Raw genomic sequence first — 22,744 nt, 5'->3', positions numbered from 1 at the left:
CGACTACGGAGTACGCACTATCCGAACAATGTTGTCTATCAACACTTCCGGTGTGACATTCTGGGCCACTGCCTCGAAGCCGAGAATCAGCCGATGCCGCAGGATCCGGTGCGCGAGGGCCTTGACGTCGTCGGGCAGCACATGGTTGCGCCCCGACAGCAGGGCGAGCGCCCGCGCGGACTTGGTGAAGGCGATGGTCGCGCGCGGGCTGGCGCCGTACTCGATGAGCCGGGCCAGGTTCGCCGGAAGGTACTGCTGCGGAGCACGTGTCACCGCAACCATCTGGGTGATGTAGTTGACGATCGCGGGGTCGAGATAGACCCGCCGAACCACGTCGCGGATGTAGAGGATGTCCTCGAGTGAGGCCACTGCCGCGGTACGGCGGTTGGTGTACACCCCCGCGTCGATCCGGAAGACCATCTCCGACTCCTCCTGTGGCGTCGGATAGGTCAAGATCTCCTTGAACATGAACCGGTCCATCTGCGCTTCCGGCAGCGGATAGGTGCCCTCCTGGTCCACCGGGTTCTGGGTGGCGAGCACCAGGAACGGTTCGGGGATCTTGTAGACCTCGCCGGCGATACTGGTCTGGCGTTCCTCCATCGCCTCCAGCATGGCGCTCTGGGTCTTCGCGCTGGACCGGTTGATCTCGTCGAGCAACACGATATTGGCGTGGACCGGACCCAACTGGGTGTGGAAGGCGCCCCGGGAGGCGTCGAAGATCTGAGTGCCGATGATGTCGCTGGGAAGCAGGTCTGGGGTGCACTGAATGCGCCGGAAGTTGGCCTGCACCGCATCGGCGACCGCCCGGGCCGCTGTCGTCTTCGCAAGCCCCGGAACACTTTCCAGCAGGACGTGCCCTCCGGTCAGCAGACCGATCAGCAGGCTCTGTTGCAACCCGCTCTGACCTACGACCTTGGCGGCGAAGGCGTTGGACAACGCGCCGACCACCGCGCGCGCCCGGTCGATCTCCTCCCGGGTGGGCTGGGGTGCCATGGCGACGCTCATTTGCCGGCCCACTTCACTGTCAGAGGTTCCTGGGTCATGTCGATCTGCCCCATCAACGGGACGAGAGGGGTGCCCTGCATGGGGGTGCCGTCGGTGCTGTTGGCGGTGAGCTTCCACTCCGCTGTGCCCATCACCCGCACGCCCATGTCAAGCGACATGAAGCTGTATTGCAGGCCGCTGAGGTCAGCGGGCGCCTCCCAGTGCGCGGTGCCGTCCACCAACATCGGGTTGCGGACACTCTGCGGGCATCCCGGGGGTGAGAGCTCGGTGGATTTCGCGCACCCGGTGATCGCGTCGGTGACCGCTTTCTTGGCCGCCTCCGACCCGGCCTCGCTCAACTGCACCTGGAGCCCGGCAGGTATTGCGACCCCCTGAGCCACCAAGCCCTCAAGCAGCACCGGCCGCTGCGCCGTCACCGAGATGTACTTGTTCGCCGAATCCAGTCCCAGCCAGCCGGGAAACACGTAAACCACCGATGAACCCGAAATCGGTTTGCCGAAAAGCGATACGGGCGGAGCGGGCAGGGGCTGGCCGGTCACCGGGTTGGTGGTCAGCGCGCTCGCGGTGAGGCTGATCTTGGCGGCCGCCCCGGACAGCTTCCAGCCGCCGTCCTGCTTCTTCACCATCAGGGTCTGGTCGGAGGTCTGGTCACCGAAGTTGGCCACCACGTGTACCTGCGCCATGTCGCCGGTCTCGTTGGCGTTGAGAATCCGGATGTTGGTGATCGGCCACTTCGCGATCTGCTGCTTCAAGACGTCGTCGGTGAGAAAATCCTTCGACGCAGGCTGGTCGGATCCGAATGCCAACGCGGCGTTGGCATCTCCCTTCGACAGGGCATCAAGGTAGCCCTTGACCGCGTCGGTGGCCGTGCTGGCGCCGCCACCACCGATACCACCGGCGCCGCCGCCGGAGAACGACACGATGCCCACCACGACGCCGACGATCAGCAACACCGCACCGGTGGCGCAGGCCGTGATGAGCAATGCCTTCTTGTTGCGACGCGGCGCGGGTACCGGTGTAGGGAACCCGATCTGGGGATTGTGAACGTCGCGCTGCAACGGGCCGCGCCAGTCAGCCTGGGGCGGCGCCTGCTGCACAGGGGGCGAGGGCGCGTCGAACCCGTGCGACCCGGGATGGGGTGCGGCGCCCGGCGCGGGCGCACCCCACTGCGGAGCAGGAGCCGGAGGCGGCGGGGGCGGCGCTTGCCGATAGCCGGAATTCTGAGGCGTATGGTCGTCGACGGGGTTCGGTCCCCCGAACGGCGAATGCGGCGGATGAGTCACGCAGCAAACCTGCGCGCGCGGAACGTCGACAATTCGATCTCCCCCCGAAACAAACCACGACAGCTATCAGCGCCCGCACCGTATCACGGTGATCTCACCCCACCGGTCACGGGTTTGCCACAGCGCCCATGGGGTGCAGACGAGCAAACCGACCGCTCGGTCCGACGAAAAATCCCCGGCGCGCCAGGCGCACCGGGGATTTCCCGTAAAGAGCAGGACTTAGAAGTCCATACCGCCCATGCCACCGGTCGGGTCGGCCGCGGGGGCCGCCTTCTCCGGCTTGTCGGCGACGACGGCCTCGGTGGTAAGGAACAGCGCCGCGATGGACGCCGCGTTCTGCAGCGCCGAGCGGGTGACCTTCACCGGGTCGGCAACGCCGGCCTTGAGCAGGTCCTCGTACTCACCGGTGGCGGCGTTCAGGCCGGTGCCGGCGGGCGAGTTGGTGACCTTCTCGGCGACGACGCCGGGCTCCAGGCCACCGTTGAGGGCGATCTGCTTCAGCGGGGCCGACAGCGCGACACGCACGATGTTGGCGCCGGTGGCCTCATCTCCGGTGAGCTGCAGCTCCTCCAGCGACGGAGCCGACTGCAGCAGGGCCACGCCGCCACCGGCGACGATGCCCTCTTCGACGGCGGCCTTCGCGTTGCGGACGGCGTCCTCGATGCGGTGCTTGCGCTCCTTGAGCTCCACCTCGGTGGCAGCGCCGGCCTTGATCACCGCAACACCGCCGGCCAGCTTGGCCAGGCGCTCCTGCAGCTTCTCGCGGTCGTAGTCGGAGTCGCTGTTCTCGATCTCGGCACGGATCTGGGCCACGCGACCGGCGATGGCGTCGCTGTCGCCGGCGCCCTCCACGATGGTGGTCTCATCCTTGGTGACGACGACCTTGCGGGCCTGACCCAGCAGCGCGACATCGGCGGTCTCCAGCGAGAGGCCGACCTCTTCGCTGATGACCTGGCCACCGGTGAGGATGGCGATGTCCTGCAGCATGGCCTTGCGGCGGTCACCGAAGCCCGGGGCCTTGACGGCCACAGACTTGAAGGTGCCGCGGATCTTGTTGACCACCAGGGTCGACAGGGCCTCGCCCTCGACGTCCTCGGCGATGATCAGCAGCGGCTTGCCGGACTGGATGACCTTCTCCAGCAGCGGCAGCAGGTCCTTGACGGTCGAGATCTTGGAGCTGACCAGCAGGATGTAAGGATCCTCCAGGACGGCTTCCTGACGCTCGGCGTCGGTCACGAAGTAACCCGAGATGTAGCCCTTGTCGAAGCGCATACCCTCGGTGAGCTCCAGCGACAGCCCGAAGGTCTGTGCCTCTTCGACGGTGATGACACCCTCGTTGCCGACCTTGTCCATGGCCTCGGCGATCAGGTCACCGATGGACTGGTCACCGGCGGAGATACCGGCGGTGGCAGCGATCTGCTCCTTGGTCTCCACCTCCTTGGCGGACTTGAGGAGACCTTCGGTCACCTTTTCCACGGCCTTCTCGATGCCGCGCTTCAGGCCGAGCGGGTTGGCGCCGGCAGCGACGTTGCGCAGACCTTCGCGAACCAGGGCCTGGGCCAGAACGGTGGCGGTGGTGGTGCCGTCGCCCGCGACGTCGTCAGTCTTCTTGGCGACTTCCTTGACCAGCTCAGCGCCGATCTTCTCGTACGGGTCCTCCAGCTCGATCTCCTTGGCGATGGACACACCATCGTTGGTGATCGTGGGGGCGCCCCACTTCTTCTCCAGGACGACGTTGCGACCCTTGGGGCCCAGCGTCACCTTTACCGCGTCAGCGAGGGCGTTCAGGCCCCGCTCAAGGCCGCGACGGGCCTCTTCGTCATACGCAATTGTCTTGGCCATTGCGAAGTGATTCCTCCGGTTAGGGGATCGCACGTTCGTTGGTCGGGTTCAGTGCCCGCGACGGACGACCAGGGTGTGCTCCCGCAGGTGCGGCCCCGGTCTCACCGTCCCGACCTAGCACTCACTGATCGAGAGTGCCAACTGCATTCTTAGCACTCGACCAGGGCGAGTGCAAGGTCGTCTGGCCGTGGCCCGGCCATGGGGTTACGCCTCCCCGCTATCTACCGCTGCGCTGTCGCCCGCGCGCCCTGGCGACCCCTGGGTGGAAAGCGGCGACACCAGCGCTCCAGACCAATGGGCCTACGACTGGTACTGGCGTACCTGTTCTGCGAACTCATCAAGTAGGCGTAGCGACTCATCCTTGCCGACGGACGGCAGGAACAGGCCCAGCTGGCCGAAGCCGAGATCCTCAGCGGCACGCCAGTAGTCGGTTTTGACGGGTGCGCCGAACATCATCAGCGGCACGTCGTCGGCACCGCCGTCACGCATCTGTCCGATCCGTTTGGTCAGCTCCGTCCTGGGCAGTGGATTCGAAATCCATCCCGCCTCATGGCGAATCACGCGCTTGACCGTGGCATCGGAGTTTCCGCCGACGTAGATGGGCGGATGTGGTCGGCGGACCGGCTTGGGCCGGCAGTACGAGGAATCGAAGTTGACGTAGCTGCCGTGATACTCGGCCGGCTCGTCGGTCCACAACGTCTTGACCGCTTCGATGCTCTCGTCCAGCAGTGCGCCACGGGTTTTCGGGTCGGTGCCGTGGTCACGCATCTCCTCCAGGTTCCAGCCGGCGCCGACGCCCAGCACGAACCGGCCGCCGGAGATCAGGTCGATGCTCGCGGCTTCCTTGGCGGTGTGGATCGGGTCGCGCTGAATCAGCAACGCGACGCCCGTGACGAGGTCGATCGTGGAAGTCACCGCGGCGGCCGCAGCAAGGGTGACGAACGGGTCGAGCGTGTTGTAGTACCACGCCGGCAGGTCCCCGCCGTTCGGATATGGCGACTCGCGGCTCACGGGGATGTGGCTGTGCTCGGCAACGATGAGCGAGGCGAACCCCCGCTCCTCGATCGCGCGAGCAAGCGATACCGGATCGATGCTGTCGTCGTCGACGAAGGTGGCGATGCCGAACTTCATTTCGCCGACGCTACCCGTGCAGGCAGGCCCGACAGTGGGCGAAGGGCAGGGCGGGGCCATCCCGCTCGCCGGTTTCTACCGGTGGGCTGCTGCGAGTGCGGCGTAGCGACCCCAGGGTCGAAAATGGCGAGGGGTGGGCGGCGCCGCGTTTCCCTGGGCTGCGGTTTCACCCGAACCGGATCGGGGCAGACCTGAGATGAAATGCAGCGTGGTCACTGTGTTCCCTTCGCCCGTAACCCATCGAACACCACGGAGGTGACGTGCTCGGCCGCGTCGGCGTTGTAGCTCTGCATGGCCTGGCAGCCGACCAGCAGCGCCTTGACGTCAGACACCGCGACGTCGCGTCGCACTGTGCCCGCGCGTTGCGCGGCGGCCAGCAGATCACCGAGTACGGCGAGGTATTCACCCTCGGCCTCGGGGACCACGGTGTTGACGTCGATGCCCGACCCCGAGAGCGCGTCGACAAGTCCACGGTCAGCTGCGCCCCACTGCAGCACCATCGACCGCAGGAACAGAAATATCGCGTCGCCTGGATCGGCCTCGGCGAGCAGGGTCCGTCCCTCTTCGACTACGCCGCGGATCCGCTCGGCGATCACCGCTTGGAACAACGCTTCCTTGGTCGGGAAATGCCGGTAGACGGTTCCGGCCCCGACACCGGCCCGCCGCGCGATCTCGTCGACAGGCACGGACAGGCCGTCGGCCGCGAAAGTTTCATAGGCGACCGCGAGCACCCTGGCACGGTTTCGTGCCGCATCAGCACGCATTCGCCATCACCTCACACAGCCATCGACAGAGCATTGACAAACCGGGGCGCACGTTCCGTATAGTCGGTCACAACCGGAGCGCTCGCCCCGTTTAGCCCCTACCAGGAGTCTCTCATGACCAAGTGGACCGCCGCCAAGATTCCGGACCAAAAGGGCCGTACGGCCATCGTCACCGGGGCCAACACCGGCCTGGGGCTCGAGACCGCGAAAGCCCTGGCCGCCAAGGGCGCCCACGTGGTACTCGCCGTCCGCAACCTGACCAAGGGCGAGGCCGCCGCCGAATGGATCTCGCGGTCGGTCCCCCACGCCGATCTCGAACTGCAGCGCCTGGACTTGGGCTCCCTGGCTTCGGTACGCGAAGCCGCCGACGCAATCCGGAACAAGCACGACCACATCGATTTGCTGATCAACAACGCCGGCGTGATGACCCCGCCCAAGGAGACCACCGCCGACGGTTTCGAGCTGCAGTTCGGCACCAACCACCTCGGCCACTTCGCACTCACCGGCCTGCTACTCGACCGCCTGCTGCCGGTGACCGGGTCACGCATCGTCACGGTCAGCAGCATGGGCCACCGCTTCACGCCCGGAATCCGGTTCGACGATCTGCAGTGGGAGCGCAGCTACAACCGGCTCCACGCCTACGGTCAATCCAAGCTGGCCAATCTGCTGTTCACCTATGAGCTGCAACGCCGCCTGATCGGGCAGCAGACCGCCGCCCTGGCCGCCCACCCCGGCGGCTCCGATACCGAACTGGCACGCCATCTGCCCCGCGCCGCACAGCGCGCCGTCCCGCTGCTGCGTCCGCTCTTCCAGGAGGCCGCCATGGGTGCGCTGCCGACCCTGCGCGCCGCCACGGACCCGGGTGCCCTGGGCGGTCAGTACTACGGCCCCGACGGGCTCGGCGAACAGAAGGGCCACCCGAAGGTGGTGACCTCCAACGAGCGGTCCTACGACATCGAGCTGCAGCGCCGGCTGTGGGCGGTGTCCGAGGAACTCACCGGCGTGACCTATCCCCAACCGCAGGACGCGCGCGCCTGACTTCCACCGCGCCGCGGCTAGGCTGGCGCTCGTGTCGCTCTGGGATCCCAGAATTGTGCCGCCCCATCCCTGGAGGAGCGCACGCCGAGTGGTTCATCGAGAAGGACGACCACTTCATCAGTGCGTGAGCCGCCGGCTGATGCTCGTCTGCGCCGCGTTGGCATCCACGATGCTCGCGGGTTGTGCATCCGGCCGAGACAGCGAGGCCCGGTCCATCGGCACAACGATCCGCGAGCTACCCGGCGTCGGTGCCGTCGAGGTCGACTATGACGACAGCTTCACCCACGGCGAGCACTTCAACCTCGACGTCGAGCTCGACGCTGCAGCCACCGCGCAGCAGGCCCAGGACGTGGTCCACACATTCGTGGCGGCTGCCGGCGACGTCGATTTCGACTCCCACTACGTCGTGCTGCACATCGGCAACGACAGGGGCGGTGTCGAGCTACGTCCGCTCGCCGACGACGTCGGCCAAACCACCGCAGCTGTCACGCTGTGGTTCGACACGATGTCGTCTCCCGTGGTCGATCGCGTCGCGATGACTGCCGGCCACCCCGCGATCGTGACATTGCGCCAGCCCGTCGACACTCTCGCCACGGAAGAACTGGTCCACCGGCATCCGCAGCTCGGCACGGCACAGTGGCTGTTGCAGGTGCCACCGGCTTACCCGTTCGAGTCGACCAGCACCTACACCTCATACGGCGTGATTCCCGACGCCGCCACTGCGCAGGCCTGGACCGAGGTCGTCCGGATCGCGGGGCCGCATCTCGTCAAAGGCACATTCCGCCCGGACCCGGTGACCGGTGTCGCGACATCCGCGATCGAGATCAGTGCCAAGCCCGGAGCCGAGCCCAGGGACTACGCGATCGCGGACCCCATCGCGGTGGTGTTGGCCCGGCTCGGCCGGCCGGTCGATCTGACCATCAAAGGCGGCAACAGCTGGGTGGAGGTCACGATCGGCGGCTGCTTCCAGCACGACAAGGCTCATGTCCCGCGCCCGCTCGAGACCCAGCTGGCGCAGGTGTACGAGCGCTGCTGAGCGTTTGCTCCGCGCCGCACTCCGTCGGGGCCGGCGCGGGCCCATGCTGGTCCGGGAACGGCTTGATCCAGGACCCCGTAGCCTGTTCGGCAAGCGACACGCCCGGCATGTTCCTGCAGAGATGCGCCGGCGGAACCCACTGGCCTAGACTGCTTTCCGACTGAGAGGAGGCCTCGGGTGCGGGCTGATGCAGCGCCCAGCACCCAGGCACTTCGGGGCTGGCAGCGCAAAGCGCTGGTGAAGTATTTGACCGCCAAACCGCGGGATTACCTTGCGGTGGCGACCCCAGGCGCGGGAAAGACGACGTTTGCGCTGCGGATCGCGGCTGAACTCCTCAGTGACGGCACGGTCGACGCGATCACCGTGGTGGTGCCCACCGAGCATCTTAAGATCCAGTGGGCCCAATCGGCCGCGCGCAACGGCATCGCGCTCGATCCGAAGTTCAGCAACTCCAACTCACAGACCTCCGCCGAGTACCACGGTGTGGTCGTCACCTATGCCCAGGTGGCCAGCCATCCCACCCGGCACCGGGTGCGCACCGAGAATCGCAGGACCCTCGTCATCTTCGACGAGATCCACCACGGCGGTGACTCGAAGACCTGGGGCGACGCGATGCGCGAGGCATTCGACGACGCGACGCGACGGCTGGCGCTCACCGGCACCCCGTTCCGCAGCGATGACAGCCCGATCCCGTTCGTCAACTACGAAACGGACAGCGCCGGTTTCCAACAATCCACGGCCGACCATGTGTACGGCTACGCCGATGCACTGGCCGACGGCGTGGTGCGGCCCGTGGTGTTCCTGGCCTATTCGGGTGAGGCCCGCTGGCGGGACAGCGCCGGCGAGGAACATGCGGCGCGCCTCGGTGAGCCACTGACCGCCGAGCAGACCGCGAGGGCCTGGCGCACCGCGCTGAACCCCGCCGGAGAGTGGATGCCCGCGGTCATCGCGGCCGCCGACAAACGGCTGCAGCAGAAGCGTCAGCACGTGCCCGATGCCGGGGGCATGATCATCGCCACCAACCAGACCACTGCCCGCGCCTACGCCGATCTGCTCACCAAGATCACCGGCGAGGTTCCGACGGTGGTGCTCTCCGACGATCCGGCTGCCTCGGATCGGATCAGCCAGTATTCGGCCGGCACCAGCCGGTGGCTGGTAGCAGTGCGCATGGTGTCCGAAGGCGTCGACGTGCCGCGGCTGTCGGTCGGTGTCTACGCCACGAGCGCGTCGACACCGTTGTTCTTCGCTCAGGCCATCGGCCGTTTCGTGCGGTCGCGCCGCACCGGCGAGACGGCCAGCATCTTCTTGCCGTCGGTGCCGAATCTGCTGCTGCTGGCCAGCGAGATGGAAGCTCAGCGCAACCACGTGCTGGGCAAGCCACACCGGGAATCGGACGGGCTGGACGACGAGGCACTGGAAGCCGCCGAGAAGCGCAAGGACGAGAAGAGCGAGCTGGAGAACGGCGTCGAGTACCTGGGTGCCGACGCCGAGTTGGACCAGGTCATCTTCGACGGCGCCTCGTTCGGCACAGCGACACCCGCCGGCAGTGACGAGGAAGCCGACTACCTGGGTATCCCCGGTCTGCTCGATGCCGAGCAGATGCGAGACCTGTTGCGCCGCAGGCAGGATGAACAGATCACCAAGCGCACGGCCGAGGCCGCGGTATCAGGTGGCCCGCCACCTCCGCGCACCACGCACGGTCAGCTGCGCGAGTTGCGTCGCGAGCTCAATGCGCTGGTCACCATCGCCCACCACCGCACCGGTAAGCCGCACGGCTGGATCCACAACGAGCTCCGGCGCATCTGCGGCGGGCCGCCGGTGGCTGCGGCGACCACCGATCAGCTCAAAGCGCGCATCGAAGCCGTGCGGGACCTGAAGGCCTGACCACGGCCGAGCACGTCGTCAGCGGCTGAATAGATTCAGAGTCCGCCAAACTCACCCGCGACCGAACTGCAACTTGTTACAGTCGGCCAATTGCGTTCTGCAGCAGTCAGAACAGTTGGGGGAGGCGACATGACGACGACGTCCGCTACCGCTGGCGGGGCACGATTCATCGGACGGGTGGGGGCGCTGGCCGTAGCCCTGGGGATCGGGGTGGCGGTTGCCAACGGCACCCCTGTCGCATCCGCGCAGACCGGTGGTTCGGATTCGTCGGACACATCGTCCGGAGCCAGCAGCAGCCCGAAATCAGTGGGCTCCGCATCCAAGCGCGGCCCCCGCAAAACGTCGTTGTCAGGCCCGGACAAGCTGGCCAAACGGGTCAACGAGGTGACCGCGAAGGTGGAGTCCGCCTTCGGCAACTCGAAGGCCGGCACACATCGAACCTTTACCGGGTCGATCACACCGACTGCGCGGAAAGCCAAGGAAGACAAGGACAGTAAGGACTCCACCAAGCCCAGCGCCGTGGCCGACACCGTCGAGACCGCCGTCGGCAAACTGCGGCAGTCGGTTTCGCGTGCCGCCACCAAGACCACGGACGTCTCCCCGAGTCAGCAGGCCACGCTGGACAACCGGCCCGCGGCCGCCACCGAAGCCGACACCGCCGCCGCCGCTCCGCTCGAGACGCTCACGGTCGTCACCAAGACGGTGGCCAAAGACGTTGCCGAACATCTGATCCCGGCGTCAACACCCCGTAGCCAGGCACCGGCGGCGCGGCCCATACCGCACATGGTGGCGGCGGTGACGGAGCGGCTCAAGCCACTCATCCCGGACACGCCGGTGAATCCGGTCCAGGACCTCGGGCTGGCGGCGCTGCTGGGCTGGTCGCGCCGTGACGGCCAACCGGGCACATCGGTCGATCTGTTCGGACGGAGCTGGGAGGGCCAGCAGGCCGAAAGCGTCGTCACTACTTCCGAGGTGACCGACGAGGTGACCGACGAGGCGACGAGCATCCTCGCCACCGAGGATCAGCTCGCCGCCGAGCAGCAGGTCAGCGAGATCGTCAACACGCCGATCGTCCAGGTGGCCAAGCTGGTCCTGATGGCGGCCTGGTACGTGGAGGCGGCCAAGAACTTCTCCGCTGTCGGCGGCCCCGACTGGACGAACCTGTCACAGCTCAACGAGGCCGCCACCGAGTTCGCCAATCAGTCGGCGACCGAGTTCCTGCTGCTCAACTCCAACGATCCGAAGCTGCTGCTGCAGGTCAACCCGCCGCACAGCTGGAACGGGCAGGACGCCGGGGGTACCCGGATCTGGTACGACAACCCCGACACGGTCTATCGATTCACCGGGATCAATGGCGCGTCGACATACAAGATCGACGGGACGATCGAGGGATACGATCCGGACGATCCGAGCACGCACCCCACCTCCGCGAACACCAATTTCAGTGTGCTGACAGGCATCAACGGTGTGACAGCGGCGAACCTCGACGGTGAGCAGCTGAGCATCCGCGACGACGGGACGTTCACCATCGTGGTGAGCCCGGATGCCGCGCCGGCCAACCCTGAACAGGGCATGAACTACATTCAGGCCCCGGCCAACTCGACCATCCTCGCCACGCGAAACACCTTGGGCGACTGGAATACCGAGACGCCGATGAGGCTGACCATCGAGAAGACCGCCGGGCCGCCCAGTAGCTTGTTCAGCCAGATCGGCGGGTTCGCCATCCCGGGTATCGGCGAGACGGTGGTGAAGAACCCGCTCCTGCTCTCGCTGGTGTCGATCATTCCGGCGTTCGACAAGGCACCGCTGCTGGTGTCGTCCACCGAGACCGCCATCTTGATGTTGGTCACCGGGATCAGCGGTGAGAACACCTACATGTCGGTGGCCACCGGAGCCACCGGCGAGCCCAACACGCTGTCTCAGCCGCAACACAACGCCCAGTTCCTCTCCACGCAGTTGCAGAGCGCCGGCTACTTCCAGCTCAACGACGACGAGGCGATGATCATCACCGTCGATCCCGGTGATGCCGAGTACTTCGTGGTGCCGGTGACCAATGACTGGACCATCACCAACGACACCCGCAATCAGCAGACCAGCTTGAACAACAGTCAGGCGGTCAAGAACGCCGACGGCACGTACACCATCGTGGTGTCGAAAAACGATCCGGGCGTGGCCAATTGGGTGTCGACCGGCGGGCTGAATCAGGGCACCATCTCGATGCGTTTCCAGGGTGTCGATCCCGATGCCGAGAACATGCCGGCGGTGACGACGCAGGTGGTGAACGTTTCGGAGGTCAAGGACATCCTGGCCAACGACCCCAACACCACGGCCGACCAGTTGACCTACGACCGCGCGCAGCAGATCGCCGATCGCCAGGCCGGGTACGACCGCCGCTACACGGTGTAGCCGGGCTACAGCCCCAACAGTTCGGGAAGGTCTGCGACCGAGTCGATCACGAAGTTGGGCTGCATCGCGAATTCGTCTGCGGCCCAACGATCCAACGTGGCCTGGCGGAACTTTCCGGTGCGCACCAGCACCCCGGCCATCCCCACCACCTGGGCGGCCAGGACGTCGTTGTTCAGGTCGTCGCCGATCATGTACATCTCTTCGGGGTCGACACCGAGCCGGCTGGCCGCGGCCAGGAATCCTTCCGGAGCGGGTTTGCCGACGGCGGTGGCCCTGCGCCCCGAGGTCTCCTCCATGCCGGCCAGATACATGCCGGTATCCACCCGCAACCCGTCGGTGGTGGTCCACGCGGTGCTGCGATGCATGGCCACCACCGGCACACCCTGTGCCATCCAGTCGTAGACCCAGCTCAGCGTGAGGTGGTTGTACTCCGGACCGGCCCCGCCGAGCAGCACCACGTCCGGGGTGTCGGGGGCGGCCGGTCCGGCGAAGTCGCTGGAGTAGACGACGTCGACGCCGGGCATGTCCTCACCGATCTGCCCGCTGTTGACCAGGAAACATCGGGCACCGGGATAGCGGTCGCGCACATATTCGGCGGTCAGCGCCGCGGCGGTGATGACTTCGTCGGCGGCGACGTCCATGCCGGCCTCGGTCAGCAGGTCGGCGATCTGCGCACGGGTGCGGGTGGTGGTGTTGGTCAGGTAGGACCGGGCGATCTCGTTGTCAGCCAGTACCCGCAGTGTCTGGGCCGCCCCGTCGATGGGCTGCCAGGAGGTCACCAGCACACCATCGATGTCGAACAGCACTCCACCGATAGCCATGCAGCGACAGTAAACGCCCGCGAATTCAGCGCAACTCGGGGCCTGCCGGCCCGGTCGCCCACGCGTTGTCGGCCACCCACGCGGTGGCCGCCGCTGCCACCGACCAGGCCTGTTCGGCCGGCACGTCGAGCACCTGGTAGCGCTTCTCCCCTGCCGCCGTCGCGGCGATCAAGGTGGCCACTCCGGCGCGACGCTGGAAAAACGTCTGCCGCACCGTCCATCCGATGATGCCGGCGGTGTCCAGGTGATCCCGGCGGCGCTCCAGGCTTCCGGCGCGGGCCACCAGCCAGCCGTCGCGCACCAGATGCCCCAGGGACCGGGCCCGGTCGGCAGCCATCAGGCAGGCGCACCCCAACAACAGCGCCCACAGCACCCACACCCACCCCGGCACGCCCACCAGCGCCAGCGCCACACCGGCCAGCACCGGCAGGGCCACGGCACGGGTCCAGCGCCGCCGCACCGCCGCCGGTCCGTGGGCCTGCAGCGGGGCCTCTACGGCCGCCGGATCGTCGATCAATTCGGCCAGCACGGTCCGGGCGGTGACCGCCGGGCACGGCGGTAGCAGAAGGGAGGCCTCGCCCTCACCGCCGATACCGGTCATCACCGCGTCCAGGCGCGCGCCGCCGAACGCGCGGACCAGGAGCGGCTCACGCAAGGTGCCGCCGCGCATCCGCCGCATGTCGTAGGTGTGCTCACGTAGCCGCAGCAGCCCGTGCTGCAGGTGCAGCACTCCGCTCTTTCCGGGAATGTCTCGGCGGGTCAGTACCAAGTTTCCGTAGGTGAGCAGGGACCGCAGCACCGAGAGCGTCACCGAGGCCATCACGATCACCACGGCGCCGGCCACCACACTGACCAGCACGCCCAGCCGTTCGGCGACCACGATCCCATAGTGCGCCAGCGGCGCCCGCAGTGCCGCACCCGCGCCGGCTTGGTAGATCACGCCGGCCGCGGCGGCGATCATGGCCAGGCCGGTGAAACTCAGCGGGCTGTAGCGCAGCCAGGACGGTTGCCAGCGGGCCAGCTGGCGGCCTGCCGGCGCATCGGCGGCCGGTTCGGCGTCGGCCAGCAGGATCGCGCGCAGCCTGGGCACCTGCTGCGCCTCGACCGCATCGAGCGCAAACTCGGTGTCGCCCTTGGCTTCCTGCCCGGTGCTGATCTTCAACACGGTCAGCCCGAGCATCCGGTGCAGCAGCCGGGCGTCGGTGGATACCGACCGGATCCGGTTGCGCGGCACCGCGAGCACCTTGCGCTGCAGCAACCCGGTGCGTAGTTGCACCTCGTCGGGTTCGATGCGGTAGCTGGTGGTGAACCACCGTGCCAGACCCACGACGACGGTGAGGCCTATCGCCGCGATGGTCCACCCCTGGTTGCCGGTCGCCGAGCCGAGCACCACCGCGCCGATCAGCAGCGGTATCTGTTGCAGGACTTCGTGGACCGGGTGGACCAGCAGCATGCGGGGGCTCAGCCGCTGCCACTGCCGGTCGGTGGCCGGCCCGGCCGGTGTGGTCACGTGGCGTCCTGCTCGCCGATCGCCGCGATATCGGTCAGCTGCGCCACCACCTGCTCGGCGACATAGTCGTCGAGTGCCACGATCCGTACGGCCCCGGCCGAGGACGCCGTCGTCACCGTCACGTTGGCCAGCCCGAAGAGCCGGTCCAGCGGCCCTCGGTAGGTGTCCACGGTCTGCACCCGGGAGATCGGCGCGATGCGCCGCTCCTGCACCAGCCAACCGGTGCGGGTGTATACCGCGGGCGTTCCGGATCCGACGTTGATGTCCCACCGGTGCACGCGGTACCGCCACATCGGGACCACCACGATGAACATCACCGCACCCAGGACGGTGACGGCCGCAGCGGCACCGTGCAGCCACGGCATCCGGGGATCGATTGCCAGCCAGATCAACTGGGCCAGGATCAGCGCCGCCCACGGGATGGCTGCGCTCAGCGCCCAGACCAGTGGCGCCTTGGTGCTGGGCGGGTGGGCCGGATCAACCAACTTCACTGGGCGAACACCGTCTTCCAGTCGTTCTTCATGTCCACGACGGCCCAGCCGTTGGGGCCGGCCGCCTGCAGCGCGGTGACCAGTTTTCCGGACGACGGCGGGTGGGCGTCATAGGCGTACTCGCGGTCGGCGTCGGTGTGGTGGACCAGTACACCGAGGCTGGGGCGTGGGTTGTCGATCGTGGTGTACTCCAGCATCACCTGGTCACCATCGCTGTTGCCGACCGCCAGGATCGGGCGACGGCCGATGAACTCGTGAATCCCCGACGGCTTGCCGGTCTTGTCGTCGACGAACACGTAGTCCAGGGTCTTGACGAGCACCGGCTCACCGTCGCGCAGTTCGTATTTCGTGGTGCCGGTGGAGCCGACGACCTGCTCGGGCGGGATACCGTACACCCGCTGCGAGAACACCCGCATGAAATCCGCTCCGCCACCGGAAACGATGAAGGTACGGAAACCGTTGTCCCGCAGGTATTTCAGAAGCTGTTGCTGTGGCTCATAGGTCAGTTGGTCGTAGGGCTTGTCGAATCGGGGATGGCGCGCGGTCGCCATCCAGTCGGTCACCCGCTGATTGAACTCGTCGGTGGTCATCCCGGTGTGGGTGAGCGCCAGCACACGCAGCAGCCCCTCATGCCGGTCACCGGCGAGCAGGGCCGCGACATCGCCCTGCAGCGCCGCCTGCACCATCGGGTCGGCGGCCAGCGCCGGCTCTTGCGGTGCCCGGCGTTTGAGCTCGTCGATGACGAACGCCGCCTGGAACGGTAGCGGCGCTTCGGCCCACAACGTGCCGTCGTTGTCGAATACCGCGATGCGCTCCTGCGGCGCGACGAAATCCGGCGTGTCCGCGGAGGTGACCCGCGTGACGAACTCGGTGATGGAATTCTTCGCCGCTGCGTCGTTCCACGCGGACAACGGATCTGCGGCGGAGTCGTTCGAGGAACAGCCGGCCAGAAACAGCAACACGGTGAGCACGACTGCCTGCAGTTTGCGCATGACTCCCACCCTGCTATGGCTCCGGGGTGCCGTCCAGCACCCGCGTTCCGTATGTTCAACACTCATGAGCGCCAATTCCAAGTGGACAGAGGCCGACGTCCCCGATCAGTCCGGCCGGATCGCGATCGTCACCGGCTCCAACACCGGTCTGGGATATGAGACCGCGCGTGTGCTCGCCGCCAGGGGCGCGCATGTCGTCGTCGCGGTACGCAACCTGGACAAGGGCCGCCAGGCCATCGACCGGATCACCGCCGCGGCGCCGAAGGCGGACCTCAAGCTGCAGCAGCTGGATGTGGGTTCGCTGGATTCGGTCCGCACCGCGGCCGACGAACTCAAGGCCGCCTATCCGCGGATCGACCTGCTGATCAACAACGCCGGCGTGATGTACCCGCCCAAGCAGACCACCGTCGACGGCTTCGAGCTGCAGTTCGGCACCAACCATCTGGGTGCGTTCGCGCTGACCGGGCTGCTGCTCGATCACCTGCTGCCGGTCGACGGGTCACGCGTCGTCGCGGTGGCCAGCGTCGCGCACCGCATCCAGGCCGCCATCCACTTCGATGACCTGCAGTGGGAGCGCAGCTACAACCGCGTCGCGGCCTACGGTCAGTCCAAGTTGTCGAACCTGCTGTTCACCTACGAGCTGCAGCGCCGCCTGGCCGCCAAGGACGAGCCGACCATCGCGGTCGCCGCCCATCCCGGAGTTTCGGCCACCGAGCTCACCCGCCACATCCCCGGCGCCGGGCTGCCCGGTGTCGACCAGGTCACCGCCTTGCTCGTCAACAGCGCACAGAAGGGCGCTTTGGCCACGCTGCGCGCGGCCACCGATCCCGAGGTTCGCGGCGGCCAGTACTACGGACCGGACGGATTCCGGGAAGTCCGCGGCTACCCGAAGCTCGTCGCCTCCAGCAAGCAGTCGCACGACCAAGAATTGCAGCGCCGGCTGTGGGCAGTTTCCGAGGAGCTCACCGGCGTCACCTTCCCGGTGTGACCATGCGGACGGTCGAAGAACACCAGTTGGTGGTTGCCGGGCTGATCAAAGCCCGGCCACCACAAGACCTTCCGTTGAACGACACGCTCGGGTTGGTGCTGGCCGCCGACGTGGTGGCCCCGCTGTCCCTACCGGGTTTCGACAATTCGGCGATGGATGGCTATGCCGTCGTCGCCGACGATGTCGCGTCCGCCACCGAGGACACCCCGGTGCGGCTGCCGGTGGCCGAGGACATCCCGGCCGGCCGCACCGACCTGCTGATGCTGCAGCCCTGCACCGCGCACCGGATCATGACCGGGGCACCGCTGCCGTCCGGCGCCACCGCGGTGGTCCCGGTCGAGGCCACCGATGCGGCGACGGACACCGTGACGATCCGCGCGGCGGCCCGGGCCGGCCAGCACATCCGCCGGGCCGGTGAGGACGTCACCGCCGGCACCACCGTGCTGCACGCCGGTCAGGTGATCACCCCCGCCACGCTCGGCCTGGCTGCCGCGTTGGGGCTGGCCACTCTGCCCGTGCTGCCGCCGCAACGGGTGATGGTGATGTCCACCGGCACCGAGTTGGTGGCGCCCGGCGCAGAACTGCAGCCGGGGCAGATCTATGAGTCGAATGCGGTGATGCTGGCCGCCGCGGCCCGCGACGCCGGCGCCCAGGCCACCATCGCCCCGATGTCCGCCGACGACGTCGACGCCTTCCGCGCCGCCCTGGCCGAGCACGCCGGCGATGCGGATCTGATCATCACCACCGGCGGCGTCAGTGCGGGTGCGTACGAGGTGGTCAAGGACTCATTGTCGGATCAGGTGGAGTTCGTGAAGGTGGCGATGCAGCCCGGTATGCCCCAGGGCGCGGGCACCGTCAACGGGGTCCCGATCATCACATTGCCCGGCAATCCGGTGAGTGCGCTCGTGTCGTTCGAGGTGTTCGTCCGTTCGCCGCTGCGTGCCGCGATGGGCCTGGCCGAACCGGACCGGCCGCGGCGCACCGCACAGTTGAGCGAGGATCTGACGTCGCCGCGCGGAAAGCGGCAGTTCCGGCGGGGTGTGCTGACCGGGGATTCGGTGAGCAGCTACGGTCCCCCGGCTTCGCATCATCTGCGCTGGCTCGCCTCGGCGAACTGCCTGTTGGAGATCGCCGAGGACACCACCGAACTTGCGGCCGGGTCGGTTGTTCCGGTGTGGGACCTCAGCCGGCAATCCTGACGCGCAATCCTGACACCCCGCGCACGTAGAATCCTCCCGATGGCCAGACGCCCCGACCTCCAGTCCGGACCAGAACGCCTTGCGGCGCTGGTGCGATCCAGTGTTCCGCCGATGCATTCGGCGGGCCTTCCGTTCGTGGGCGCCAGCCTCGCCGTGGCGGCCCTGGGCCGCAAGCGGCGCTGGGTGCGCCGCGCGGGCCTTTTGGCCGCCGGGGCGAACGCGGCGTTCTTCCGTCACCCGCCGCGGGTGGCACCGACCCGCCCCGGGGTGGTGGTCGCCCCGGCCGACGGGCTGGTGTGTCTGATCGAGGACGCTGTCCCACCCGCGGAGCTGGGCCTGCCCGCCACCCCGCGGCCGCGGATCAGCATTTTCCTGTCAGTGCTCGACGCACATGTGCAGCGGGCCCCGATCGGCGGTGACGTGGTGGCCGTGCAGCACCGGCCCGGACGCTTCCACTCCGCTGAGCTCGAGGCCGCAAGCGAGGACAACGAACGCAACAGCGTGGTCATCCGTACTCCCGAGGGGGTTGAGGTGATCGCCGTGCAGATCGCCGGGCTGATCGCCCGCCGCATCGTGTGCGACGCGCACGTCGGCGACAAGCTCGGCATCGGCGAGACGTACGGGCTGATCCGCTACGGCTCCCGGCTGGACACCTACCTGCCCGCTGGTTCGAAACTGCTCGTCACCCGGGGCCAGCGGACGCTGGCCGGAGAGACCGTCCTGGCGGAGTTGCCATGATCAAACCGCGTGTGAGGCCGCCGTCGTTGATCAGGGGCCGCATGAAACCGCCGCCGTTCAGCGTGCGGATGCTGCCGAGCGCGATGACGGTGGCCGCGATCTGTCTGGGTCTGTCGTCGGTCAAGATGGCGCTCGACGGCCGGCCTACCGAGTCGATGGCATTTCTGGCCGTCGCGGCGATCCTCGATGCGCTCGACGGCCGGGTGGCCCGGATGCTCAATGCCACCTCCAAGATGGGCGAGGAGATCGACTCGCTGGCCGACGCGGTGAATTTCGGTGTGGCACCGGCATTCATCGTGTACGGCACGCTGCTGTCGCAATCGCGGATCGGTTGGATCGTGGTGCTGCTGTACGCGGTGTGCATCGTGTTACGGCTGGCCCGCTTCAACGCCCTGCTCGACGTGGATCAGCCCGCGTACGAGAAGGAGTACTTCGTCGGAATGCCCGCGCCGGCCGGTGCCATCGGCGCGATCGGTCTGCTGGCCGCCAAGATGCAGTTCGGCGAAGGCTGGTGGAGCAGCGAGTGGGCGGTCTCGATCTGGATGATCGGCGTCTCGCTGCTCGTGGTGAGCCGGATCCCCATGCGCAAGATCCACACCTTCTCGGTGTCGCCGAACATGGTGGCGCCGTTGCTGGCGCTGGTCGCGATCGGCGTGGCAGCGTCGGTGTTCTACGGCTACATCGTGATCATGGTGATCATCGTGGCCTACGTGATCCACATCCCGTTCGCTATCCGCACCAAGAAGTGGGTGGCCAGCCACCCCGAATCCTGGGACGACAAGCCGCAACAGCGCCGCGCCGCCCGGCGTGCGATTCGCCGGGCACAGCCGCACCGGCGGTCGATGGCGCGGCTGGGGCTGAGAAAGCCGGGCCGCTGACATGTCGCAGCTCGAGGTCGACGAGGATCACGCGCTCGGGCATCTGCGCCTGACGGCACGTCTGAACACTTCGGCCCTCGACTCGCGTCGCGGCGTGGTCCGGTTGCATCCGGAGGCCATCGCAGCGCTGGGACTGCGCGAATGGGACGCGGTTTCGTTGACCGGTTCCCGCACTACGGCCGCTGTCGTCGGGGTCGCCCCGAGCGGTACGCCGACCGGAACGGCCCTGCTCGATGACGTCACGTTGTCCAATGCCGGGGTACGCGAAACCGCCACGGTGATCGTGGCGCCGGTGACGGTGTACGGGGCCCGGGCGGTCACGGTGAGCGGGTCGAAGCTGGCGACCGACTCGATTTCGTCGGCGACGCTGCGGCAAGCCCTGCTGGGCAAGGTGATGACGGTCGGCGACACCGTGTCACTGCTGCCCCGCGATCTGGGGCCGGGCACGTCGACATCGGCGGCCACTGCGGCGCTGGCGTCTTCGGTGGGCATCACCTGGACCTCGGAGCTGCTGACGGTGACCGGGGTCGACCCGGCCGGGCCGGTGAGCATTCAGCCGAATTCGGTGGTGTCGTGGGGGTCGGGGTTGGAGCCGAGCAGGTCGGATTCCACCGGCGCGCACACGATCAGCCCCGCGCGCACGGAGCCGGCGGTGAGCTTCGACGATCTCAAGGGCTCCCATGTCCAGGCCGGCAAGCTGACCGAGTGGCTCAAACTGTCGCTCGACGAGCCTCAGCTTCTCGAAACCCTCGGCGCCGCCCCGAATCTCGGGGTTTTGGTCTCGGGGCCTGCCGGCGTCGGCAAGGCCACCATGGTCCGGACGGTGTGCGCCGAGCGGCGGTTGGTGGAACTCGACGGGCCGGAAGTGGGGGCGCTGGCCGCCGATGACCGGCTGGGCCGGGTGTCCGACGCGGTCGCCACGGTGCGTGACGGCGGCGGGGTGTTGCTGATCTCCGACGTCGACGCCTTGTTACCGGCGACTGCCGCCGACCGGACACCCGAACCTGTTGCGGCCCTGATCATTGCCGAGCTGCGGGAGGCCGTGGCCACCCGCGGCGTGGCGTTCGTCGCCACCTCGGCCGTTCCCATCGGGGTAGACCCCCGGCTTCGGGCCCCGGATCTGTGTGACCGTGAGCTCGCCCTGACCCTGCCCGATGCCACCACCCGCAAGTCGCTGCTGGAGGTGCTGCTGCGCGGCGTGCCCTCCGCCGAGCTGAATCTCGGCGAGATCGCCGACCGTACACCGGGTTTCGTGGTGGCCGACCTGGCCGCACTGGTCCGGGAGGGCGCGCTGCGGGCCGCATCACGGGCCAGCGCCGACGGCAATGAGCCGGTGCTGTGGCAGGAAGACCTCACCGGGGCTCTGACGGTGATCCGTCCGTTGTCGCGGTCGGCGGCCGAGGAGGTGTCGGTCGGCTCGGTGACCCTCGACGATGTCGGCGACATGGTCGAGACCAAACAGGCCCTCACCGAAGCGGTGTTGTGGCCGCTGCAGCACCCCGAGACGTTCCAGCGGCTCGGCGTCCAGCCGCCGCGCGGTGTGCTGCTGTACGGCCCGCCCGGGTGCGGCAAGACCTTCTTGGTGCGGGCCCTGGCCAGTTCCGGACGGCTGTCCGTGCATGCCGTCAAAGGTGCTGAGCTGATGGACAAGTGGGTCGGCTCCTCCGAGAAAGCCGTGCGTGAGCTGTTTGCCCGAGCGCGTGACTCGGCGCCGTCACTGGTGTTCCTCGATGAGATCGATGCGTTGGCCCCGCGCCGCGGGCAGAGCTTCGACTCCGGGGTGACCGATCGCGTGGTGGCCTCCCTGCTCACCGAACTCGACGGCATCGAACCGATGAACGACGTCGTCGTGCTGGGCGCGACCAACCGCCCCGACCTCATCGATCCCGCATTGCTGCGGCCGGGCCGGTTGGAGAAGTTGGTGTTCGTCGAGCCGCCCGACTCCGAGGCGCGACGCGAAATCCTGCGTACCGCAGGAAAATCCATTCCGCTGGCCTCCGACGTCGATCTCGACGGTCTGGCTTCCGAGTTGGACGGCTACAGTGCGGCCGATTGTGTGGCCTTGCTGCGGGAGGCGGCGCTGACGGCGATGCGCCGGTCCATCGATGCGGCCGACGTCACTGCGGCCGACGTCGTCAAGGCGCGTGAGACCGTGCGGCCGTCACTGGATGCGGCGCAGGTGGAATCGTTGCGGGAGTTCGCGGCTGGGCGCTGAGGTTCGCAGCCACGGGGTTTCCCCAAGCCGCGTTGACCGGCCCCGTTCCTAAGTCTCAGCGATAGCCGCCAACCGGTCGATGGATTCCTGCAGCTTGTCCGTGGTGGTCGCCCGTGCGCGGACCAGCCGTTTCTCGTCGGAGAGTTGCGTCCAGTCATAGGTGTGGGTGACCCGGGTTCGGTTGTCGCCCAACGGTTCCAGCTCCCAGCGCCACAGGTGGCCGGGCGGCTCCTTGCCAACTTCGGATGGCCGCCACGCGATCCGCCGGCCTTCTTCGAACTCCACGATGTGGTTCTCGCGGTTTCCGCCTTGCTTGATCGTCATGGTGAATACATCTCCGACCGCGCGCACCCGCTGCCCGGACGGCGCCTCGGCCAGGTTCGCGTTGCCGTCCCAGCGAGGCTGTTGCGATGGGTCGGCGATCAACTCAAAGATGACCTCCACCGGTGCGGCGATCTCGCGACTGGCCGTGACAACTCTTGAGGCGTCGGCCTTATCATCCATAGGCCAGACCATACCCACC

General features: G+C 67.6%; 19 protein-coding genes. 9 read left to right on the top strand and 10 right to left on the bottom strand.

What is annotated here, in order from left to right; genetic code table 11:
• Positions 1-3: 3 nt before the first annotated feature.
• The 5 genes from BKG60_RS20000 to BKG60_RS19980 form a co-directional block, all read right to left on the bottom strand.
• A complete protein-coding gene (locus BKG60_RS20000; RefSeq protein ID WP_242671624.1) occupies positions 4-993 on the bottom strand; it encodes an AAA family ATPase in 990 nt (329 codons plus the stop codon).
• A gap of 8 nt (positions 994-1,001) precedes the next feature.
• Positions 1,002-2,288 carry an Rv0361 family membrane protein gene (locus BKG60_RS19995; protein ID WP_075909894.1) on the bottom strand — a complete coding sequence of 429 codons (1,287 nt, stop codon included), beginning with the start codon at positions 2,286-2,288 and terminating at the stop codon, positions 1,002-1,004.
• Between the two features lie 219 nt (positions 2,289-2,507).
• Positions 2,508-4,130: a chaperonin GroEL gene (gene groL / locus BKG60_RS19990; RefSeq protein ID WP_070185068.1), complete on the bottom strand. Its 1,623-nt coding sequence runs from the start codon at positions 4,128-4,130 to the stop codon at positions 2,508-2,510.
• 300 nt (positions 4,131-4,430) lie between these two features.
• The gene (locus tag BKG60_RS19985) at positions 4,431-5,261 is read right to left on the bottom strand and encodes an LLM class F420-dependent oxidoreductase (RefSeq protein ID WP_070185067.1); all 831 of its coding nucleotides are present in this window, start codon (positions 5,259-5,261) and stop codon (positions 4,431-4,433) included.
• A gap of 212 nt (positions 5,262-5,473) precedes the next feature.
• Positions 5,474-6,025, bottom strand: a complete 552-nt coding sequence (locus tag BKG60_RS19980) for a TetR/AcrR family transcriptional regulator (protein ID WP_075909893.1) — start codon at positions 6,023-6,025, stop codon at positions 5,474-5,476.
• Between the two features lie 114 nt (positions 6,026-6,139).
• On the opposite strand from BKG60_RS19980, the gene BKG60_RS19975 reads away from it, so the two are divergent.
• The 4 genes from BKG60_RS19975 to BKG60_RS19960 all read left to right on the top strand — a co-directional run bounded on the left by BKG60_RS19975 (position 6,140) and on the right by BKG60_RS19960 (position 12,389).
• On the top strand, positions 6,140-7,063 hold the full coding sequence (locus BKG60_RS19975) for an SDR family NAD(P)-dependent oxidoreductase (RefSeq protein WP_070946537.1): 924 nt from the start codon (positions 6,140-6,142) through the stop codon (positions 7,061-7,063).
• 124 nt (positions 7,064-7,187) lie between these two features.
• Complete coding sequence (locus BKG60_RS19970; protein WP_070946538.1) at positions 7,188-8,099, top strand: hypothetical protein; 912 nt, start codon at positions 7,188-7,190, stop codon at positions 8,097-8,099.
• Between the two features lie 177 nt (positions 8,100-8,276).
• The gene (locus tag BKG60_RS19965; RefSeq protein WP_070946539.1) at positions 8,277-9,983 is read left to right on the top strand and encodes a DEAD/DEAH box helicase; all 1,707 of its coding nucleotides are present in this window, start codon (positions 8,277-8,279) and stop codon (positions 9,981-9,983) included.
• 129 nt (positions 9,984-10,112) lie between these two features.
• Positions 10,113-12,389: a DUF1214 domain-containing protein gene (locus BKG60_RS19960; protein ID WP_083339392.1), complete on the top strand. Its 2,277-nt coding sequence runs from the start codon at positions 10,113-10,115 to the stop codon at positions 12,387-12,389.
• Between the two features lie 5 nt (positions 12,390-12,394).
• Here BKG60_RS19960 and BKG60_RS19955 read toward each other — a convergent pair whose 3' ends face one another.
• The 4 genes from BKG60_RS19955 to BKG60_RS19940 are packed head-to-tail and all read right to left on the bottom strand — an operon-like array spanning position 12,395 to position 16,203.
• Positions 12,395-13,210 (bottom strand): HAD-IIA family hydrolase, encoded by an 816-nt coding sequence (locus BKG60_RS19955; RefSeq protein ID WP_070946541.1) that lies wholly within the window; start codon positions 13,208-13,210, stop codon positions 12,395-12,397.
• 25 nt (positions 13,211-13,235) lie between these two features.
• Positions 13,236-14,663, bottom strand: a complete 1,428-nt coding sequence (locus BKG60_RS19950; protein ID WP_070946574.1) for a PH domain-containing protein — start codon at positions 14,661-14,663, stop codon at positions 13,236-13,238.
• A 53-nt stretch (positions 14,664-14,716) separates the two neighbouring features.
• Positions 14,717-15,211: a PH domain-containing protein gene (locus BKG60_RS19945; protein ID WP_070946542.1), complete on the bottom strand. Its 495-nt coding sequence runs from the start codon at positions 15,209-15,211 to the stop codon at positions 14,717-14,719.
• Positions 15,208-16,203: an HAD family hydrolase gene (locus BKG60_RS19940; protein WP_070946543.1), complete on the bottom strand. Its 996-nt coding sequence runs from the start codon at positions 16,201-16,203 to the stop codon at positions 15,208-15,210. Before BKG60_RS19940 ends, BKG60_RS19945 begins: the two co-directional genes overlap by 4 nt.
• Before the next feature lie 64 nt (positions 16,204-16,267).
• Between BKG60_RS19940 and BKG60_RS19935 the strand changes: the two genes are divergently transcribed.
• Genes BKG60_RS19935 through BKG60_RS19915 form a run of 5 tightly spaced genes read left to right on the top strand, consistent with a single transcriptional unit; the run spans position 16,268 to position 22,221 of the window.
• Positions 16,268-17,191 (top strand): SDR family NAD(P)-dependent oxidoreductase, encoded by a 924-nt coding sequence (locus BKG60_RS19935; RefSeq protein WP_070946544.1) that lies wholly within the window; start codon positions 16,268-16,270, stop codon positions 17,189-17,191.
• Between the two features lie 2 nt (positions 17,192-17,193).
• The gene (gene moeA / locus BKG60_RS19930) at positions 17,194-18,390 is read left to right on the top strand and encodes a molybdopterin molybdotransferase MoeA (protein WP_070946545.1); all 1,197 of its coding nucleotides are present in this window, start codon (positions 17,194-17,196) and stop codon (positions 18,388-18,390) included.
• Positions 18,391-18,429: 39 nt separating this feature from the next.
• Positions 18,430-19,128 carry a phosphatidylserine decarboxylase gene (locus tag BKG60_RS19925; RefSeq protein ID WP_070946546.1) on the top strand — a complete coding sequence of 233 codons (699 nt, stop codon included), beginning with the start codon at positions 18,430-18,432 and terminating at the stop codon, positions 19,126-19,128.
• Positions 19,125-20,006, top strand: coding sequence for a CDP-diacylglycerol--serine O-phosphatidyltransferase (gene pssA / locus BKG60_RS19920; protein WP_070946547.1), 882 nt, complete (start codon positions 19,125-19,127; stop codon positions 20,004-20,006). The genes BKG60_RS19925 and pssA overlap by 4 nt, the downstream gene beginning before the upstream one ends.
• A 1-nt stretch (position 20,007) precedes the next feature.
• Positions 20,008-22,221: an AAA family ATPase gene (locus tag BKG60_RS19915; RefSeq protein WP_070946548.1), complete on the top strand. Its 2,214-nt coding sequence runs from the start codon at positions 20,008-20,010 to the stop codon at positions 22,219-22,221.
• Positions 22,222-22,269: 48 nt separating this feature from the next.
• Here BKG60_RS19915 and BKG60_RS19910 read toward each other — a convergent pair whose 3' ends face one another.
• Complete coding sequence (locus BKG60_RS19910; RefSeq protein ID WP_070946549.1) at positions 22,270-22,725, bottom strand: SRPBCC family protein; 456 nt, start codon at positions 22,723-22,725, stop codon at positions 22,270-22,272.
• Positions 22,726-22,744: the final 19 nt, after the last annotated feature.

Origin of the sequence: Mycobacterium syngnathidarum, assembly GCF_001942625.1 — a bacterium.
GTDB lineage: Bacteria > Actinomycetota > Actinomycetes > Mycobacteriales > Mycobacteriaceae > Mycobacterium > Mycobacterium syngnathidarum.
This window is presented reverse-complemented; position numbering and strand designations above follow the sequence as displayed.

Coding starts and splice junctions, on each gene's coding strand:
- BKG60_RS20000 (WP_242671624.1), bottom strand. CDS start 993: ATGGCACCCCAGCCCACCCGGGAGGAGATCGACCGGGCGCGCGCGGTG.
- groL (WP_070185068.1), bottom strand. CDS start 4,130: ATGGCCAAGACAATTGCGTATGACGAAGAGGCCCGTCGCGGCCTTGAG.
- BKG60_RS19985 (WP_070185067.1), bottom strand. CDS start 5,261: ATGAAGTTCGGCATCGCCACCTTCGTCGACGACGACAGCATCGATCCG.
- BKG60_RS19980 (WP_075909893.1), bottom strand. CDS start 6,025: ATGCGTGCTGATGCGGCACGAAACCGTGCCAGGGTGCTCGCGGTCGCC.
- BKG60_RS19975 (WP_070946537.1), top strand. CDS start 6,140: ATGACCAAGTGGACCGCCGCCAAGATTCCGGACCAAAAGGGCCGTACG.
- BKG60_RS19960 (WP_083339392.1), top strand. CDS start 10,113: ATGACGACGACGTCCGCTACCGCTGGCGGGGCACGATTCATCGGACGG.
- BKG60_RS19955 (WP_070946541.1), bottom strand. CDS start 13,210: ATGGCTATCGGTGGAGTGCTGTTCGACATCGATGGTGTGCTGGTGACC.
- BKG60_RS19950 (WP_070946574.1), bottom strand. CDS start 14,663: ATGCTGCTGGTCCACCCGGTCCACGAAGTCCTGCAACAGATACCGCTG.
- BKG60_RS19940 (WP_070946543.1), bottom strand. CDS start 16,203: ATGCGCAAACTGCAGGCAGTCGTGCTCACCGTGTTGCTGTTTCTGGCC.
- BKG60_RS19935 (WP_070946544.1), top strand. CDS start 16,268: ATGAGCGCCAATTCCAAGTGGACAGAGGCCGACGTCCCCGATCAGTCC.
- moeA (WP_070946545.1), top strand. CDS start 17,194: ATGCGGACGGTCGAAGAACACCAGTTGGTGGTTGCCGGGCTGATCAAA.
- BKG60_RS19925 (WP_070946546.1), top strand. CDS start 18,430: ATGGCCAGACGCCCCGACCTCCAGTCCGGACCAGAACGCCTTGCGGCG.
- pssA (WP_070946547.1), top strand. CDS start 19,125: ATGATCAAACCGCGTGTGAGGCCGCCGTCGTTGATCAGGGGCCGCATG.
- BKG60_RS19915 (WP_070946548.1), top strand. CDS start 20,008: ATGTCGCAGCTCGAGGTCGACGAGGATCACGCGCTCGGGCATCTGCGC.
- BKG60_RS19910 (WP_070946549.1), bottom strand. CDS start 22,725: ATGGATGATAAGGCCGACGCCTCAAGAGTTGTCACGGCCAGTCGCGAG.